A 19,500-nucleotide genomic window follows, 5' to 3' on the forward strand; every position below is an offset into this window, starting at 1 on the left:
CGTTATTCCATCACCATTTAATCATGCATTTGTATGAAGAAAACGTATGCCCTGCTACGTAAGGGGAAAGTATTGTGTTTTATTTTTTACCTGCTTTGCCTGAGTACCTTTACACTTGCCCAGGATGTGCTTAAAAAAGAGATCTCCATCAACCTGAAAGATGAACCGATCGCATCTGCATTACGCAAGCTCACCAACGCCTATGGAATTAAATTCACGTACAACGGCCAGGTAGCCGGAAGTGATATCCGGGTGAATGTAAATGGAAATGGTACGCCATTGAAAACAGTGCTGGACCAGTCTTTTAAAGGGAAGCCATTACAGTATTCCACCCTGAATGAAGAAGTACTGATCTCACTCGATGAACCGCGAAAACCTGCGGAAGTAACACAACAACGCATCCTCACCGGTAAGATCTATGATGTAAGCAGCGGTTTGCCCGGAGCTACTGTTAAAGTAGAAGGAACCAACCGAGGCGCCGTTACAGATGCAGAAGGAAAATTCACTTTGCAGATCAATAACGATAACGAAGTATTGTTGTTCTCCTTCATCGGATACCTCCCGCAACGGATCGTTGTAGGCAAACGTACCACGCTGGACGTAAAGCTGGAACCCAATCCCGCCAACGCCCTTACAGAAGTACAGATCGTTGCTTTCGGCACGCAGAAAAAAGAAAGTGTGATCGGCTCCATCACTACCATCAATCCAAAGGAACTAAAAGTTCCATCCAGTAACCTGACTACAGCATTAGCCGGAAGATTAGCCGGCGTGATCGCTTACCAGCGGAGTGGCGAACCAGGTGCTGATAATGCAGACTTTTTTGTTCGCGGTATCACCACCTTCGGAAACAACACCCGCCCCCTCATTCTGATCGATGGTATTGAACTCACCACTACTGACCTCGCGCGCCTTCAGCCAGACGACATTGCCAGCTTCTCCATCATGAAGGATGCCACCGCCACAGCATTATATGGTGCCCGCGGAGCAAACGGTGTGATCCTTGTTACCACCAAACAAGGGGTAGCAGGAAAAGCCAAGATCTCCGTGCGCCTGGAGAATTCTATTTCTGCACCCACGCGCAACATAGAACTGGCAGACCCTGTCACTTTCATGAAGCAACATAACGAAGCGGTACTCACACGTGATCCGCTGGGCCAATTACCTTACACAGAAGAAAAGATCGCCAACACTGCAGAAGGGAAAAACCCTTTGGTGTATCCTGCAAACGACTGGCGGGAAATGTTATTCAAAGACTACACCATGAACCAGCGCGTGAACCTGAACGTAAGCGGTGGTGGTAACGTGGCACGTTATTATGTAGCAGGTTCCTACAGCAAGGATAACGGTATCCTCAAAGTAGATAACCGGAATAACTTCAACAATAATATCGACCTCAAGAATTATTCCCTGCGTGCAAACGTAAACATCAATGTTACAAAGACCACGGAATTAATTGTACGCCTCAGCGGAAACTTTGATGATTACACCGGCCCTATTGACGGCGGTGCATGGATGTACCGCAAAGTAATGGCATCGAATCCCGTATTATTCCCCGCTTATTTTCCACAGGATGCAGAACACCAGCATGTAAGGCATATCATGTTCGGTAACTATGGAGAAAACGGGGAATACCTTAATCCCTATGCAGATATGGTGAAGGGATATAAAGATCAGTCCCGCAGCCAGATGCTGGCACAGTTTGAAGTGAAACAAGATCTCAGCGAACTTGTAAAAGGCCTTTCCTTCCGCACCATGGTAAATACCAACCGCACTTCAAGTTTTGATGTCAGTCGTTTTTATAATCCCTTCTGGTACCGTGTGAGCGGATACGACCAGCTCACAGATAGATACGGTGTATCCAAGATCAATGATAATGGAACAGAATACCTGGGATACAATGAAGGTACCAAGGTCCTGAACGCCACTTTCTATATGGAATCCATGTTGAACTATACACAGGATTTTAAGAAACATGGCATCAGCGGATTGCTGGTTTTCATTACCCGTCAAAGCCTCAACGCCAACGCAGGTGATCTGCAGCAATCACTTCCTTCCCGCAACGTAGGATTGTCTGGCCGTTTCACGTATGCATATGATAACCGTTATTTCGCAGAGTTCAACTTTGGTTATAATGGTTCTGAAAGATTTTATAAAACCAACCGCTTCGGGTTCTTTCCTTCCGGCGGTGTAGCATGGGCCATCTCTAATGAACCCTTCTTTGAAGACCTGAAAAGTACCATCACCAATCTGCGTGTAAGATACTCATATGGTTTAGTAGGGAATGACCAGATCGGTTCTGCACAGGATCGTTTCTTCTATCTCTCCAACGTGAATATGAACGATGGTGCCAGAGGCGCCAGGTTTGGACGCGAGCTGGCAGAGTTCAAGAACGGCGTGGGCATCTCCCGTTATTCCAATGAACAGATCAGCTGGGAACGTGCGCGTAAACAGAACATCGCACTGGAAATAAACCTCTACGGCAAACTCAATGTAGTAGCAGAATATTACAATGAATACCGGGATGATATCCTGATGACGCGTGCTTCCATTCCTAACACCATGGGCCTGTCTGCTCCCATCAAAGCTAACCTGGGTGAGGCTTCCGGCAATGGGGTAGACCTTGCGGTAGATTACCGGGAAAGCTGGTCAAAGGATTTCTGGATGTCGCTGCGCGGTAATTTCACCTATGCTACCAGCAAATACCGCGTATATGAAGAACCACAATATGCAGAGCGCTGGCGTTATCGTGTAGGTACGCCTATCAACCAGCAGTTTGGTTTCATCGCAGAGAAATTGTTTACAGACGATAAAGAAGCAGAGAATTCACCGCGCCAGGAATTTGGTGCGGAATATGGCGGCGGAGATATCAAATACCTGGATGTGAACGGAGATGGTAAGATTACCAATGCAGACCAGGTGCCGCTTGGTTTTCCACTCGTTCCTGAAATCGTGTACGGCGCAGGTTTTTCACTCGGTTATAAACAATGGGATATCTCCGCTTTCTTCCAGGGAGCCGGTAACCAATCCTTTTGGATAGATCCCGTAGCCACCGCGCCTTTTAAAAGAGATGGAGATGTAGGTGGAAATAATAACACCCAGTTGCTGAAAGCCTATGCAGAAAGTCACTGGTCCGAAGAGAACAGGAATGTATATGCTATATGGCCAAGGCTCAGCCCTACCACCAATGCAAACAATGTACAACCCAGTACCTGGTTCATGCGGGATGCTTCTTTTGTACGCCTTAAACAAGTGGAAATAGGATACTCCCTGCCGGCCAGCTTTCAACGGAAACTACACACCAACCAGGTGAGGTTTTATGTGAATGGCACCAACCTGCTGTTGTTCAGTAAGTTCAAATTGTGGGATGTGGAAATGGCCGGTAACGGTTTAGGGTATCCTGTGCAAAGGGTATTTAACATTGGAGCGAACATTGTTTTTAATTAAATGCTGTTATGAAAATGAAGAAGATAAATTATATCATACTGCTGATCGGTGTAATAACTTTCGGTGGATGTGCCAAATACCTGGATGTGGTGCCGGATAATATCGCCACGCTGGAGAATGCATTTACCATGCGTTCCGAAGCAGAGAAATATTTGTACACCTGTTATTCTTATATGCCGCGGGAAGGCAGCCTGGTAGAAGATCCTGCTATGCTGGCAGGAGATGAAATGTGGGCCTTAACAAACCCCGGTTTCCCGGAATTTGATCACCAAATGTTCAACATCGCCCGTGGTTTGCAGAACACCGTGAACCCTTTTTCTGAAAACTCCTGGGTAAGCCTTTACCGCGGATTGCGGGACTGTGGCATCTTCCTGGATAATGTAGGAAAAGTACCGGACCTGGAAGAGCAGGAGAGGAAAGAATGGATCGCAGAAGTAACATTCCTGAAAGCGTATTATCATTTTGCACTCGTAAGGATGTATGGCCCCGTTCCCCTGATAAAGAAAAATCTGCCGATAGATGTAGACCTGAATGCCGTAAAAGTGTACCGCGATCCCGTAGATTCCTGCTTTAATTATATCGTGCAGCTGCTGGACATTGCAAAAGATGACCTGCCCCTGATCATTATTAATCCCGCTAAAGGCCTGGGTCGTATCACAAGACCTATGGCGTATTCCCTGAAAGCAAAGGTACTGGTAACAGCTGCCAGCCCTTTGTTTAACGGGAACACAGAACAGTCTTCGCTGAAGAGTCCTAACGGCACAGTTCTTTTTAATCCTGCCGTAATGCCGGAAAAATGGACCGTTGCAGCTACCGCCTGCAAAGAAGCGATCGATGTCTGCCACTCCGCAGGGATGAAGATCTATACTTATAATCCTGCCTTCCAGCAATTCCAGTTAAAGGATACCACAAAGATCCAGCTGGGCCTGCGTGGTGTTATTACAGAAAAATGGAACAGCGAAATAATATGGGGCAATACGCAAAGTAATGCAGACATCATTCAACGCGTGGCCACACCAAACGTTGATCACCGTTACATCGATAATCCCCGCATTGTATCAGAACTGGCGCCTCCTTTAAAGATCGTGGAAATGTTCTATTCAGATAAAGGTGTGCCCATCACTGAAGATAAAACATGGAACCTGGGTGGTGCCATTACCCGCGTGGCACAAGATGGCCACAAATTGAATATCCGCCAGGGATACACAACAGCTGCACTTAATTTCGACAGAGAGCCCCGCTTCTACGCCAGCCTTGGTTTTGATGGCGGTGTTTGGTATGGGCAGGGTTCTTATGATGATGGTAGCCCTAATGCGCTCTATTACGTAGCAGGCAGGAAAGGTCAGCCCAACGGAAAAGTGCAACCAGACAAAGGTTCCGTAACGGGCTATTTTGTAAAGAAGCTGGTGCATTACCAGAATACGCAGGGATCAGTGGTAGATGATTATACCATTACTTCTTATCCATGGCCTGTGATGCGCCTTGCACATCTTTACCTGATGTATGCAGAAGCATTGAATGAAGTGAATGGCCCTACACCGGAAGTACACGAGTACATCAACAAGATCCGTGAACGCGCAGGTTTAAAAACTGTACAGTATTCCTGGGATAACTTTTCCAAAACGCCTGGTAAGTATACCACCAAAGATGGCATGCGCGAGATCATACAGCAGGAAACCATGATAGAGCTGGCTTTTGAAGGCCATCGCTTCTGGGACCTGCGTCGTTGGAAACGTGCGCTGATAGAATTCCGCCGTGGCATTGAAGGCTGGGATATTGAACAGTCTGATCCTAATTTCTTTTACAGGAAGAAAGTATTGTTCAATCTCCAGTTTACGCTAAAGGATTACTTCTGGCCCATTAAGGAAGAAACGCTGATCACCAACCGTAACCTGGTACAAAACATTGGTTGGTAATTTTCATCTTACAAGTAAATTTTTATGAAGAAGATATCACACTTAATCATAGCAGCAGGTTTCCTCCTTCTTTGCAGTAAATGCAAGGAAGAAGACCGGCTGGACCATTATGCAACAGGCGCTGGTGCTCCACCACCTGTAACAAATGTAAAGATTGCCAATACACCAGGCGGTGCCATACTCACGTACGATCTTCCCAAAGATCCGAACCTCTCTTATATAAAAGCCGTATATGAAATACAACCCGGTGTTTTTAACGAAGCCAAATCATCTTATTATACAGATACCCTGGTACTCGCCGGATACGGAGACACGAGCCTGCATGAAGTAAAGCTCTACAGTGTAGGAAGGAATGAAAAGCCTTCAGAAGTAGTGACCGTACAAGTGAAACCATTGCTGGCCCCTGTACACGTTGCTTTTGATTCACTGAAGCTGGAAACAGCGTTCGGTGGTATAAAGATCCGTTACGAGAATCTGTTAGAAGCAAACCTGGCCATTGTACTGATAGCAGACACCCTCAATAACGGCATATGGGTACCCCTGCAAACCTTTTATACCAGGGCCCCCGCCGGCATTGTGTCATTCCGCGGATTGCCACCGGCAGAAAAGAAGTTTGCCATTTATTTGCGGGACAGGTGGAATAATAAATCGGATACCCTCACGAGAACGCTCACCCCTTTATTCGAAGAAAAGGTACCTAAACCTTTTAAAGCGTTGATACTACCAACAGATGAAACGATTCCGGTAGAGCCGCCTTATACTTTAGAACAAATGTGGGACGATAAAGTAGACCAGGGCATCTTCGCATCCCGCCATAGTTCCGCTACACCACAATGGTTTACGATAGACCTTGGAAAACGGGTAGTGATCAGCCGTATGAAAATGCATCAGCGCGCACCTAACTATACCTACACCGGTGCTAATGTAAAATCCTTTGAATTATGGGGAAGTAATAACCCGGATACAAACGGAGGCTGGAATAACTGGACGATGATCGGCAGTTTCCAGTCATACAAGCCATCAGGATTACCTTCCGGAAAAGTAAGTGCAGAGGATATCGCCTATGCACATACGAACGGAGAAGATTTTGATGTACAGGAGATCCCACCTGCTTTCCGCTATGTCCGCTTTAAAACGACGGCTACTTATGGTGGTGGCGCGCAGGTCACCATTGCAGAACTTTCATTCTGGGGGCAGATTCAATAATGGTTAAACAGCTAAATATGAGAACAGTAATATTTGTCGCTGCCATGGCTTTATTAGTAGTGGCCGCCTGCAAAAAAATGGACGATAGCTATAAACAATATATCATACCCGGTGGTATAGTATATCCCGGCAAACCCATCCAGGCAAAATTTCATCCGGGTAAGAACCGCGCCATGGTTTCCTGGAAAAGAGGCACAGATCCCAAGATCGTTAAAGCACGTATCTACTGGAATAACTTTACCGATTCAGTAGAAGTACAGATTGCACCCAAACAGGATTCCATTTCCCATATTTTCACGAGTCTCCAGGAAACCATTTATTCCTACACCATCAGGACCATCGATGAGAATGGAAATAAATCCGTTCCCGTAGAACTCACCGGCTCAGTATTTGGAGACCGTTACCAGGCATCTTTACTAAACCGTGCTATTGCCAGCGCCACTATCGGAGAGGATGATCAGCTCACCATTATATGGGGAGCAGCAGATACCACCAATGGCGCACGTGCAACAGAAGTACGTTACACAACAGTAACCGGCCAAACCGCCATCGCTTCTTTCTCCGCAAAGAAAGATACCAGTTATGTTACAGGTGTACAGGGCAGTGCAGGTTTTGAATACCGTACTGTATTCACACCGGATACATTAGCGATAGACACTTTCTATACAGACTATCAGCAAATGCCCGCCAACTTCATGCAAATAGCCCGCAGCACCTGGACGGCCACAGCAGATACCTATGAGCTGAATGGCCAGTTACCCAACGGTGCACCCAATAAAGTACTGGATGGAGACATAGGAAGTTACTGGCACACCAATCACAGCAGATCACCGGTAACAGGTTATCCGCACTGGCTGGCGTTCAACATGAACCGCCGCGTAAAAGTAGACCGTGTAGTACTAACATCCAGAAGTGATTATGTAAGAGAAGATTTTACAGACTTCATTGTACAGGGCAGTGATGATGGCAACACCTGGCAGAACTATGGCAATTTCACGCTCGCTGAAATAACAGGCCCTCAATCTTTCACCATCACAGGAGCCCCAGTCATGAAATATCTAAGGATCTGGCAGGTAAGGAATGCCACCGGCTCACCGCATTCCCATCTGGCAGAATTCTCCGTATACGGAAGCTTTGCACAATAATTTGGTAAGGAAAGGCTGCCCAGGGATGGGCAGCCTTTTTTGTCGCATTTACTCCTATAAATGTCGCATCCACACACCCCATGACATAAGTATTGTGCCGAGATTTGTTGTGTAAATAAAACGACATAACACATGAACAGGCACATTCTAACCAGTCTCTCTATCGCTCTTGTAATGATGGTAATGGCATCCTGCCAATCCAGTCCAAAAGAAAGTCAAAACGATTCAACGGTTACTGCACCAAAAGATACGACTGTAAAACCCGCTGAAAGTGGCTACGCAGATGTGAATGGATTAAAAATGTACTACGAGGTGTACGGCAGTGGTAAACCCATTGTGCTGCTGCATGGCTCTTTTATGAATATACCCTTGAACTGGGGGCATATTATCCCCCTGTTATCAAAGAACAGGAAAGTAATAGTAGCTGAAATGCAAGGCCACGGAAGAACAAAAGATATATCCCGTGAATTTAGTTACGAAGGCATGGCAGACGATGTATCTGGTTTGCTGAAACATCTCAAAACAGATAGTGCAGATATATTGGGATATAGCATGGGAGGAGGAATTGCTTTCCAGGTAGCAGTACGTCATCCTGAACAGGTGCGCAGGCTTGTGATATTATCAGGTACCTATACGCACGACGGATGGTGGCCCGATGTAGAAGCCATGTACTCAAGTATAAATGCAGATATGTTTAAAGGCAGTCCCATACAAAAACAATACGACAGCCTTGGAAACGATCCCGCCAAATTCCCTGAGTTTGTGAAAAAAGTAATGAGCATAGACTTAAAACCTTATAATTGGTCCAAAGATGTAAAGAACATCAAAGCGCCGATATTCATGGCCATTGGCGATGCGGACGGTGTAAGATATGAACATGCACTGGAATTATTCCGGGCCAAAGGCGGCGGAAAAATGGGAGATATACATGGCATGCCACAATCCCGTCTGGCTATCATACCAGGCACCACCCATATAGGTATGATGCAGCGAACAGATTGGCTGATCCCCATGATCACCGACTTCCTGGATGCAGATCTTAATGCGCCACCTCCCACATTTTAAGGAAAAAGGCTGTTCTGAAAAGAGCAGCCTTTTTTTCGTATATTAGAGTAGATTCACCCTGACTCTGATACTTTTTTAACATTCCTTCACATAGGGTACTCCTGTATCATTCCTGTATCACTCCTATAGCCATCCTAAGCCACTCACTTTGGTTAAGATAATATCACTTGCATAAATCATAAAGATTTACGAATTTCATCGCATTATTAACCATGCACCTAACCCAGTCCCCACATGAGCTTGTTCGGGAAACTCAAATCAGCCTTCCAGGCCTCTCCGGAAGAGGACGCTACAGTACGCCTGAAAATGGCCGCTTTGTTTATGCGTTCCTTAGAGATAACAGATCTAAACGGTTACCAACTGGCATATGGAAAACATATGACCACAGGTCCCGACTTTGGTAATGGCCGGCATACTTATTACAATTATGTAGTAGGCTTCAGGCCTGATCCTATTAATATAGACCTGGTACTGGTACCTATAGATGCTGGATTATATGATTATGGTGCACCCATAAAGATCAATTCTAAAACTTTTAAAAAAGCCGGCAAAACATGGCTGCGCCGCTTATATAAATTCAAAACCATCTACGGCAATTCCTTCATTTTTCAGGTGCCCCCGGTGAACGGCAAGGCAGCCAATATGTTTGGCAGTAATGAGATCGCCATTAACCAGGAAGCCGAAGCAGCAGCATTCTCAGCATTTTTCCAGAACCTAAACAAATAAAAACCATGCTACAATCAAAAGAAATAGAGAATGGCGAATACCATGATCTCTACACATTTCTGATGAAAGATCTGCAACTGTTCAAACGCAAGTTCATCTTCTCTTTAAAACACGTTGAAACCGGCGAATCCCAAAAATGTTTCTTCCGGTATTTTGAAAGGCCCTATCAACAGGAACTGATCCGTCTCTTCAACGAAGACGATTTTGCAGGAATACTGGCCCTGCCCACAGGCGAAGAAGGAAAATGCGCCACGCAGCTGGAAGGCCGATATGTAAAATCCGGAAAGCTGGTAGGCCTGCAGGTAATAGAAGCAAGGCCGCATGAAGGTGGACGATATGTAGGGCTTACACCCGCCAAGGTGTTCGTGGATCAGGAAGGAGAGAAGATAGTAGGAGTGGTATCCAAATTACATAAATAACAAAACGCCGCCTCTGTAAAAAGAGGCGGCGTTTAAATTTTACACCAGCACTGCCCCACCGTCAATGATGATCTGCTGCCCTGTACCAAAAGATTGTTTCATCAGGTAGAGGAATGCCATAGCAATATCTTCTGCTTCTCCCACACGTTTAACCAGCATAGAATCCCCAACTGATCTGTAAAGAGCATCCCGGTCAGCCAATGCCATACTGTTCCATAAATTGGTCCTTACTACGCCGGGAACAACACAGTTCACACGCAGGGGAGCTAACTCAACCGCCATCGCTCTTACAAAACCTTCCATAGCACCGCAGATACTGGATGCTACAGACCATCCTTTCCCCGGACGTGTACTGGCAATGCCACTTGTTAATCCAATTGATCCGCCAGGGTTGATATGAGGGGAAGCATATTTCACGGCCGCAAAGGCACCCCAAAAACGAATATTGAAGAAACTGCGGGCTTCCTCCAGAACAGTATCGCTGATATTGGCAAGGTTAAGATTTTCACCCGCTGTATAAATGAGATGATCAAAAGCACCAGCCTGTTCAAAGAAACGCTGAATGTTTTCTTCCTTGCTAAGATCAACAGCATAACCGGAACAATTCCCTGGCAGTTCTTTTAAAGCCTCATCTATCCGTTGCTGGTTGCCGGAAACAATGATCACCTGTGCGCCTTCTGCAGCGGCAGCTTTTGCCGTAGCCAGTCCGAGGCCGGAACTGCCTCCAAGTATGATTACCTTTTTGTTTTTCATACCGCAAATTTCCGTCAGCGGGATCTGATCAGACTTACCATATGGTAATTACCGATTGTTTTTTCGGATGCGGCTGAGGGATTGGGGAGTGATCCCGAGATAGGAGGCAATATCTTTCACAGGTACCCGCAAGGCAATATCCCCTTGTTGTTGCAGGAATAACCTGTAGCGGCTCACAGAGTCCTCTCCCTGGTAGCTGTTCCTTAACAGTACTTTATCTATTAACCTTTGCTGTGTGATCTCGTCAATGAGGCCTTTCAACCAGGGAAGCTGCTGGTATAATTCCAACAGGGCAGTTTTTGTAATAGCTAATACTTCCGCATCGCAGGCAGCGATGATACTTTCCGCAGCAGGTACTTCATTATTAAAACTATGAAGGATGGTGCAGAACTGTTCTTCTTTCAGAAAGAAATAGGTCACATCAATTCCCTTATCATTCGTCATCACGATCTTTAATACACCGGAACAAATGAAGAATAAAGTATGACAGATCTTCCCGGCAGGGGAGAGCACTTCTCCTTCTTTCACTGTTCTGGGGGAAAAGGAAGAAATAAGTAATGTCCTGTCTGAAGACGACAGGGTTGTTAAAGTTTCTAAATACTTAATAAGGGGATGGCTCATCGGTTAAGCGCTTTATACACCGCATTGTGCAATATAGTAAGATGATCCTCTTCCGGCATAGGAACAAAGGTCACCTGTCCCAGCAACTCCGCCAGCTTCTTCGCATCCTCTTCCATTTGTTTTCCTTCCGTACCCACTGCAATAAAAACCTTTTCCCCACTGATCTTTTTTGCTTGTAATAACAGGGATTCATTATCCCACCACAAACTGGGGCTCACAATAATGTAATGTGAAAACAACGCCGGTTTCTTCAGTAATACTTCCGTTGCCAGCAATCCGCCCAATGATTGCCCGATGACCGTTTTCTCCGGTTTCGTTTTATATTTCTTTTCTATGAACGGCTGCAACTCTTTCTCAAGGAATGTAATAAACCTGGCAGACCCACCGGTAGTAGGAAAATCTTTCTTATCCTTTTCAACAGTAGTAGGGAAAGTAAAATCCCTTTTCCTGTCCACATTAGCAATACCCACAACAATAGAAGCCGGCATTTTTCCTGTCATGGTTAGAAATTGCACAACTCCACTGATATGCACAAAATCCTCTCCCGCAGAACCATCTAAAAGATAGATAACAGGATAAGCAGAATCCGCTGCATATCCATCCGGCAGGTAAATATTCAGTGTACGTGTTTCATTCAGGGTAACGGAACGAAGTTCTTCCACATTACCAATAGTGAATTGCTTCTGCCCGAAAGCAGTGAGGGATAGGATGCAAAAGGTTAGAATTGATAGGGAATATCGCATGGTAGCAATATACTATATCCGTCAATAAAAAGCTCCGGTGGTCGCAAAATGCGACCACCCCCCTTCCTTCCATAAGTACCCTTTCCCGGCCATCCGCCTCATATTCTACTCGTTTAAGTAACCCCCATGCACAAATATCCTCCTACCTTGCAGCCATGCAGGGTACTAAACTTCTAATAATCTTCATACTACTCAGTGTTTCCGGTGCGCAGGCTCAGTTTGCAGACTCGCTGGAAGTGAAAGCAGGTACCACCGGTACGATCGCCTCCAAAGATTACCAGCCGCTCTGGCTGGTCTCCAACCGCTTTGGTGTGATCAGCGACCGGAAAGGAGATCTCTCTACCCATGCCATGTTCAGCAACAAACATGTATTAAACGAAAATTTCTACATCCGTTACGGCCTGAGCCTTTACAACAACAATCAATTCAAAGACGTATTCATACAGGAAGGTTTCCTCAAGGCAGGTTATAAGAAACTCGAGTTCAGAGCAGGCCGTTACGAAGAGATGATCGGCGAACTGGATAAAGACCTTTCTTCAGGATCATGGGGCATCAGCGGTAACGCACGCCCCATTCCTAAAATAGGTTTTGCGCTAACGGATTATGTAGATATCCCTTTTACAAACGGCTGGTTGCAATTCAAAGGACAGATAAGCCACGGCTGGATGGGGAAAGATCAATACATCCCCAACGCTTTCCTGCATGAAAAAACCTTCTACGTAAGGATCGGAAAGAAACAGCTGAAGGTATACGGCGGCCTGCAACATTATGCACTCTGGGGAGGCAACCGTGCAGACCTGCCAAAGATCAACAGTTCATTTAAGGACTTCTGGAATGTGTTCATCGGAAAAGAAGGAAATGATGGCACCGTGGTTAGCCCGGAGTTCAGGCCTAACCGTCCTGGTGATCATCGTGGTGTACTGGAAGGAGGGATCACCTGGGAGAATGATAACATGCTGCTGCATGTATACAATCAATCCATGTTCGAAACAGGGCAGGGGATCACCTTGAAGAATAAAGACCGCTTGCTGGGTTTCAGTTATAGCAACAAGAATAAATTACTGAAACTCACAGCAGAATACATCACCACAAAACAGATGAATGATTTCTTTCCACTCAACGTAAGGGAAAGTTATTACAACAATGGCATCTACCTTACTGGCTGGGAATATAAAGACCGTATTATCGGAACACCATTGTTCATCAACAAGCAAAGAGGTCAGCATTACTTTGATGATATAAAACCTTTCGACTGGTCGCAGCGATGGGATTCTATCAGTGGCAAAGGGTGGAATATTATTAACAATAGAATAACCGGTATACATCTTGGTGCCATGTATGCACTGGGCAGTACCCTGAAAGCCAGAACACTGCTCACTTATACAAAGAATTACGGTAATTACCTGGAACCTCGTTTTGAACCTGCGCTGAAGCAATGGTACACTTTGCAGGAAGTGACCTGGCAAACGCCACTGGAGCCACTTACGCTCACTGCCGGCGCAGCAGTGGATTGGGGAGATATATACAGTAATGCCGGGTTTATGTTAGGGGTGCAATGGAAATTTAATAAATTAAACCAATAACACCTTCTTAATAGTAGCATGTAAATTCTTAAACAGGAACGGTTTAGTAACATATCCCGCAGCACCTTTCTTAAACGCCAGGTTGATCTCCTCAATTTCTGTTTTAGCCGTGAGCATAATAACAGGAATATTGCTCAAATCACTATCCTGTTTAAAAGACTCCAGCAATTCATACCCGTTGATCACCGGCATGTACACATCACTGATCACCAGGTCCGGCTGACGCTGCCTGGCCAGCTTAATCCCATCCTCGCCATTCCCGGCCAGGATCACCTTAAACTGGTGCATCTCCAGCAACGTCTTGAGCGTTTCTGATAAACTGGTTTTGTCCTCGATTAGAAGTATGGTTCTGTTCATATAGTTAGTTAGCTTAGGGTTCATACCTGAATGAAAGGGTGAAAGTCGTCCCTTTATTCTCTTCGCTTGTTACATCAATTGTGCCGTTATTCATTTCTGTAAAAGTTTTTACAATCGCAAGACCCAGTCCTGTTCCTTCGATGTGATCTACATTACTTCCACGGTAAAAAGAATTGAACAAATGCGGAATGTCTTTAGCCGGAATCCCAATGCCATAGTCGAAAACCTTGATCACGAGCTTATGTTTATGATATGATAACTGGATGGATGGGTTCTTTTTTACAGAGTACTTAAATGCATTACTGATGAGGTTGGTGAGTATCTTTGATAGTTGATTTTTATCTACAGATATTTTGCGCGGTTCCCCGGAAATCTTCAAGTTGAGTATTCGTTCATCTTTCCTTTCGGAGAAGTATTGGAACTTAAGATAATTTAATACTTGCATAACATCCACCGGCGCCTTCTTCACTTCGTAGTTGTTGGACATGATCTTGCTAAGCGTTAAGATCTCATCCAGCATACTGTTCAGGTTAAAAACCTCCGTGGATACTTTGGAAACATTATGCTGATAAAAGCTATTCATCATGCCGTCCATTTGCAGTCGTGCTTCCAGCAGGTCCACTGCGGAAGCAATAGCTGTTAAAGGCGTCCTGAATTCATGAGAGGTCATGGACATGAAGTTGGCCTTCATCTCATGCAGGGCTTTCTCCTTCTCCAGGTGCTGCAACTGCAGTTTTAAGGTTTGCTTTTTCTCGATGAGTTTACCAATGGCCAGCAGAAAAGGTTTACGGTTGATGTTGATCCTGTTCGCTTTGAAATCTATTAAGATCTTGCTACCTGTGAGCGTAGTAGTAATAATAAAGGAGTCTCCCGGTGAAGGCAGTATCATGTCCTGCAGCTGCTGACCATTGCCGTAATGCATTTGCAGCGGTTTACCTGTAATGGCTTTGCGTTTACCGCCGCCCAGCAGTTCCACCGCAGTATCATTCGCTTTTAGTACGGTCAGTTCGGAAGGATCTATGAGTAATACGGGTTCCTTTATACCATTCATTAAATGGCTCACTTTGATATATTGCTGAGACTTCATCGCAGTATTAACGGTTTTTCAATATAGCCGGGGCTAATTGCAGGATTGGTCTTAAGTCTTTGCATTACGAGGATATGTATAAAGGCAGAGGTAAGATAAGGATTGTATCCCGCACTTTTTATGGAATATTTTTTTTTACGCTACAGTCCTCCACAATACTGGTATATATTTCTACATTGAATATGTTTTTCGTATATTTATTACTAGGATAAGTAAAATTTGCCCCTATGTAATTAGTCAATTCTCAATAAATTAAAATGACCTTTCGTTTTTTTGCAAGATTTGGACTTAAATTTGATAACTGTTAAGACAAAACATATCGGCAGGAAAACCACTTTAACGTTAACCGTTATATGATCACCATTGGCATAATAGAAGACAATCATTTTCAACTTAATAATTACAAGGAGTTCTTAGAAGATTTCCAGGAGTGTAAAGTCGTTTTTGCATGTCGCTCTATGGAAGAGTTCAAAGCCTTGCCCTACAAGGATCCTGATGTAAAAGCGATCTTGCTGGACATCTCACTGCCCGGCGAATCCGGCATCAGCGGCATGGAAGAATTGAAACGCATCTATCCTGATGCAAAGATCATTGTGCTCTCCGGGCATGATGGAAAAGAATACGTCATCGAATCCATCCGCAAAGGTGCGAGTGGATATATTATAAAAACAAGTAGATTGATGGAGATCTATCATAGTATATTAGATGCCATCAACCAGGGAGGCACCTTATCTCCCAAAGCTGCACATATGCTGATAGATCATGTGAGTAAAGATCCCCTTGAAAGTGTAAAGGACCGTTTAACTAAAAGAGAATACGAATTATTACAACTATTAAAAGATGGCCATTCTTACAAAGAGATGGCGGAAAAATTATATGTGACTGTATTCACCATTAATCAGCACTTAAAGAAAATATACCAGAAGCTCAATGTAGCCAGCAAGTCTGAATTGATCTCCAGGATCTGGTCCAACAGCCTGTTTTGTTCCCTTCTCCTGATATCCTGTTTACACTACAAATGCGCGTAGTATTACGATACTACTTTAATGAGTAGTAACAAACGCTGATATCCTCTTATTTGTACTGTTCTGAGTAAGTTTAATTTTTTTATGTTGGTTTAATATTGCACTGTGATCATAACCATATGCAAGTGCTAATATTAAATTGATGTAATGCGAGCGAAACGAGAACCATTCTTTATTATTAAAACCTCATTATTACTTAGTCTCAGCTGTTTGTTGTTCTCCTGTGTCAGTACAAAGAAAGCCGCTTACTTCAATAATGTGAATGATACCACATTGGCAAGCGTGAAAGGAGATTTTGAACCTGTTATTCAAAAGAACGACATCCTGCAGATCAATGTAAGCGCCATGAACCCACAGGAGGCCATATTATATAATCTGCCCAATACGTATTCACCTGGTGCGTCCGCATCCGCAGCAGGAGCACACAGCGCTCCGGTTGCAGTGTCCAACCCCGTAGCAGGTTACCTCGTGAGTCAGCAGGGATATATTCAGTTCCCGGTATTGGGAGCATTGAAAGCAGAAGGGCTTACAAAGAAAGCACTGACAGATACTATCCAGAACCAGCTCACGGAACGCAAACTGCTGGTAGATCCTGTTGTCAGCATCCGCTTCCTCAACTACAGGGTTACCATATTGGGAGAAGTAGCGCAGCCTGCAGTAGTAAATGTAACCAGTGAAAAGATCTCCATCATGGAGGCCCTGGGCATGGTAGGCGACATCACCATCTATGGCAAGAAGGACAATGTGCTCCTGATCCGTGAAACAGAAGGTGAGCGCATTACAAAACGGCTTAACCTCAACGATGCCGCGATGCTTACTTCGCCCTACTACTTCCTCAAACCCAATGATGTCATTTACGTGGAACCTAATAAGTCCAAAGTAGCAAATGCCAGCAAGTCAAACACCGTTATACCAGTGGTACTGGGTGGTTTGTCTTTACTGGTGATTATTCTCGACCGGATCGTGAAATAGAAAAATTATGCAACAGTTCAGCAATAACAACAGACGTAAGCAGCCGCAGGAGCAGATAGATCTGCTGGCGCTGATCAGGTATCGTTATCTGTCGTACTGGCCGCTCTTCATATTGGCCGCTGCGTTGAGCGTAGGGCTTGCCATGGTGTACCTGCGTTATGCTACAGCTACCTACAAAGTATCCGCCACCTTACTGGTAAAAGAAGAATCAAAGAAACTGGGAGAAAAAGATCTGCTGGCCTCCCTGGACCTTTTTGGTTCTGATAAGAATATAGAGAACGAAATGCAGATCCTTTATTCACGTACACTGGCTACCGAGGTAGCCAGAAACCTGCAATTATATGGTGAAGTATTTCAAAAGGGGAAAGTGCATGATCTGCTGGCCTATGAAAACGCCCCCCTCCAGTTCCGCTTCCTGGAACCGGAAAAGATCAAACCCGGAAAACCGGAAATGGTGCCATTCGTTTATAATGCGGCCAATGCTTCCGTTTCCTTATACAACAAAACGTACCGGCTGAATGATACCGTAGCCAGCCCCTGGGGTAAAATGCTCATTAAAGCACAACCCGGCGTTGCGCCAGACGATAAAACATATTACCTCCAGATCACAGACGAAAAGCAACTGACGCAGGTACTGCTCAGCAGGCTTGCCGTATCACCCGTTTCCAAAATGGGTACCGTGATCAAACTGGAATACAGTGACGTTGCACCTGCAAGAGGAGAAGACATCCTGAATGAACTGATCAGGGTATACAACGCTGCAGCGATTGAAGATAAGAACAGGGTAGCAGCCAGCACCATGTCTTTTGTAGATGATCGTTTGCGGATCGTTTCGCAGGAATTGAACCAGGTGGAAGGTAAAGTAGAAAGCTTTAAAAAGAGGGAAGGTATTGTAGATATCGGTGAACAAAGCAAACTGTTCCTGGAAAGTGTGCAGGAGAATGATTCCAAAATGAGTGAAGCCAACATGCAGTTATCTGTGCTGGAGTCCATTGAAAAATATGTAAGCGGAAAAGGAGAGGGTGAAAATATTGTACCGGCCACTTTAGGCCTCAGCGATCCTGTATTGATGGAACTCGTAGCAAAACTGTACGAGACGGATATGGAACGCGAGCGCCTGAAGAAAACAACCGGAGAGAACAGTCCGGTGATCGGCGCCCTGAACCGCCAGATCGCTAAACTTACTCCCAGTATCATGGAGAACATCAACAGTCTCCGTAATAACCTGAACGCAGGTAAAGAGAGGCTGGAAGCATCCAATAACCGCTTTACCAGTATCCTGAGAAGTGTACCCGGAAAAGAAAGGGCTTTGGTAGAAGTGAGCCGGGAAAGGGAGATCAAGAATAACATCTACACTTTCCTCTTACAAAAAAGAGAAGAGACCGCGCTGGCTTATGCAGCTGCTATTTCAGACAGCCGTATTGTAGATGCTGCAGAAGCATCCTCCATCCCCTTCAGTCCTAAAAAGACCACCGTACTGGCCATGGCCATCATAGCCGGCATTGTAGTAGTAGCCGCTGTGATCACCATCAAGGATATGATGAACAGGGAAATAGTGGAACGTGCCGAGATAGAAAAAGCAACCGCAGCACCGATCGTGGCAGAGATCATGTACGATGATAACAAAGAATCCATCGTGATCGCTGATGGTAAACGTAGCCTGGTAGCAGAGCAGTTCCGTTCACTGAGAACATCACTTTCTTATATAGGCCTGAATGGAGATAATAAAACCCTGCTGATCACCTCTTCTATTTCAGGGGAAGGTAAAAGCTTTGTATCCATCAACCTGGCCGCCAGTATTTCACTGATCCGTAAAAAAGTGGTGCTGCTGGAATTTGACCTCCGCAAACCCATGATCAGCAAAATGCTGGGTATTGAAAGAGAACCGGGGATCACCAATTACCTCGTAGGCCGCGGCAACTTATCTGATATGCTGCGCCCTGTGCCGGGAAATGATTTCCTCTTTGTATTACCAGCCGGTGTGATCCCGCCTAACCCAACAGAACTGATCCTGAACGGCAGGCTGGAAGAAATGCTCACACACCTGAAAACAATGTTCGATTATGTGATCATCGATACCGCGCCGGTAGGCATTGTAACAGATGCACGTTTGCTGGCGCCTTTTGCAGATGCCTGTCTTTATGTACTGCGTCAGCAGGTTACACCTAAGCTGCATCTTAAGTTAATAGACGAATTATATCGTAATAAAGAAGTGGGTAAACTGAACCTGGTGTTTAATGGTGTACGTCCTCGTGGCGTATCTGCACAAGGTTATGGTTACGGATATGGTTATGTGGATGAACCTAAAAAGAACGGTAAACGTAAACGGTTCATCAAGAATATTTTCAATATTTAAACGGCTGCCGTATAGCTGTGGAATCCATACTCATGTGACTGAGGAGGCGAAGCTGTGCCTGCAATTTGGTTACTGTCCTTGT

16 protein-coding genes are annotated in these 19,500 nt (G+C 45.0%); 11 read left to right on the forward strand and 5 right to left on the reverse strand.

What is annotated here, in order from left to right:
• Positions 1-33 precede the first annotated feature (33 nt).
• From GFS24_RS01935 to GFS24_RS01965, 7 genes are all read left to right on the forward strand, one after another.
• The gene (locus GFS24_RS01935) at positions 34-3,444 is read left to right on the forward strand and encodes a TonB-dependent receptor (RefSeq protein WP_153657885.1); all 3,411 of its coding nucleotides are present in this window, start codon (positions 34-36) and stop codon (positions 3,442-3,444) included.
• Positions 3,445-3,458: 14 nt separating this feature from the next.
• Positions 3,459-5,360 carry a RagB/SusD family nutrient uptake outer membrane protein gene (locus GFS24_RS01940; RefSeq protein WP_153657886.1) on the forward strand — a complete coding sequence of 634 codons (1,902 nt, stop codon included), beginning with the start codon at positions 3,459-3,461 and terminating at the stop codon, positions 5,358-5,360.
• A 24-nt stretch (positions 5,361-5,384) separates the two neighbouring features.
• Positions 5,385-6,566, forward strand: coding sequence for a DUF5000 domain-containing lipoprotein (locus GFS24_RS01945; RefSeq protein WP_153657887.1), 1,182 nt, complete (start codon positions 5,385-5,387; stop codon positions 6,564-6,566).
• A gap of 17 nt (positions 6,567-6,583) precedes the next feature.
• Positions 6,584-7,711, forward strand: coding sequence for a DUF4998 domain-containing protein (locus GFS24_RS01950; protein WP_173002939.1), 1,128 nt, complete (start codon positions 6,584-6,586; stop codon positions 7,709-7,711).
• 132 nt (positions 7,712-7,843) lie between these two features.
• A complete protein-coding gene (locus GFS24_RS01955; RefSeq protein ID WP_153657889.1) occupies positions 7,844-8,776 on the forward strand; it encodes an alpha/beta fold hydrolase in 933 nt (310 codons plus the stop codon).
• Positions 8,777-9,010: 234 nt separating this feature from the next.
• The gene (locus tag GFS24_RS01960; protein WP_153657890.1) at positions 9,011-9,502 is read left to right on the forward strand and encodes a hypothetical protein; all 492 of its coding nucleotides are present in this window, start codon (positions 9,011-9,013) and stop codon (positions 9,500-9,502) included.
• Positions 9,503-9,507: 5 nt separating this feature from the next.
• Complete coding sequence (locus GFS24_RS01965; protein ID WP_153657891.1) at positions 9,508-9,921, forward strand: hypothetical protein; 414 nt, start codon at positions 9,508-9,510, stop codon at positions 9,919-9,921.
• A gap of 39 nt (positions 9,922-9,960) precedes the next feature.
• Here GFS24_RS01965 and GFS24_RS01970 read toward each other — a convergent pair whose 3' ends face one another.
• From GFS24_RS01970 to GFS24_RS01980, 3 genes are read right to left on the reverse strand one after another with little or no spacing between them, the layout of a single operon-like run.
• Positions 9,961-10,674 (reverse strand): SDR family oxidoreductase, encoded by a 714-nt coding sequence (locus GFS24_RS01970; RefSeq protein WP_153657892.1) that lies wholly within the window; start codon positions 10,672-10,674, stop codon positions 9,961-9,963.
• A gap of 48 nt (positions 10,675-10,722) precedes the next feature.
• Positions 10,723-11,295 carry a Crp/Fnr family transcriptional regulator gene (locus GFS24_RS01975; protein ID WP_153657893.1) on the reverse strand — a complete coding sequence of 191 codons (573 nt, stop codon included), beginning with the start codon at positions 11,293-11,295 and terminating at the stop codon, positions 10,723-10,725.
• On the reverse strand, positions 11,292-12,038 hold the full coding sequence (locus tag GFS24_RS01980; RefSeq protein WP_153657894.1) for an alpha/beta hydrolase: 747 nt from the start codon (positions 12,036-12,038) through the stop codon (positions 11,292-11,294). The genes GFS24_RS01975 and GFS24_RS01980 overlap by 4 nt, the downstream gene beginning before the upstream one ends.
• Before the next feature lie 155 nt (positions 12,039-12,193).
• Between GFS24_RS01980 and GFS24_RS01985 the strand changes: the two genes are divergently transcribed.
• Positions 12,194-13,621 carry a capsule assembly Wzi family protein gene (locus GFS24_RS01985; protein WP_153657895.1) on the forward strand — a complete coding sequence of 476 codons (1,428 nt, stop codon included), beginning with the start codon at positions 12,194-12,196 and terminating at the stop codon, positions 13,619-13,621.
• On the opposite strand, the gene GFS24_RS01990 is transcribed toward GFS24_RS01985, so the two are convergent.
• Together GFS24_RS01990 and GFS24_RS01995 are read right to left on the reverse strand one after the other, a co-directional pair.
• Positions 13,610-13,978 carry a PleD family two-component system response regulator gene (locus tag GFS24_RS01990; protein WP_173002940.1) on the reverse strand — a complete coding sequence of 123 codons (369 nt, stop codon included), beginning with the start codon at positions 13,976-13,978 and terminating at the stop codon, positions 13,610-13,612. The two genes, GFS24_RS01985 and GFS24_RS01990, sit on opposite strands and share 12 nt — an antisense overlap.
• A gap of 13 nt (positions 13,979-13,991) precedes the next feature.
• A complete protein-coding gene (locus tag GFS24_RS01995; RefSeq protein WP_153657897.1) occupies positions 13,992-15,065 on the reverse strand; it encodes a sensor histidine kinase KdpD in 1,074 nt (357 codons plus the stop codon).
• Positions 15,066-15,418: 353 nt separating this feature from the next.
• On the opposite strand from GFS24_RS01995, the gene GFS24_RS02000 reads away from it, so the two are divergent.
• From GFS24_RS02000 to GFS24_RS02010, 3 genes are all read left to right on the forward strand, one after another.
• Positions 15,419-16,093, forward strand: coding sequence for a response regulator transcription factor (locus GFS24_RS02000; protein ID WP_153657898.1), 675 nt, complete (start codon positions 15,419-15,421; stop codon positions 16,091-16,093).
• Positions 16,094-16,237: 144 nt separating this feature from the next.
• Positions 16,238-17,062 (forward strand): polysaccharide biosynthesis/export family protein, encoded by an 825-nt coding sequence (locus GFS24_RS02005; protein WP_153657899.1) that lies wholly within the window; start codon positions 16,238-16,240, stop codon positions 17,060-17,062.
• Between the two features lie 7 nt (positions 17,063-17,069).
• The gene (locus tag GFS24_RS02010) at positions 17,070-19,418 is read left to right on the forward strand and encodes a polysaccharide biosynthesis tyrosine autokinase (protein ID WP_153657900.1); all 2,349 of its coding nucleotides are present in this window, start codon (positions 17,070-17,072) and stop codon (positions 19,416-19,418) included.
• Positions 19,419-19,500: the final 82 nt, after the last annotated feature.

The organism is Chitinophaga sp. SYP-B3965 (assembly GCF_009647655.1).
Lineage (GTDB): Bacteria > Bacteroidota > Bacteroidia > Chitinophagales > Chitinophagaceae > Chitinophaga.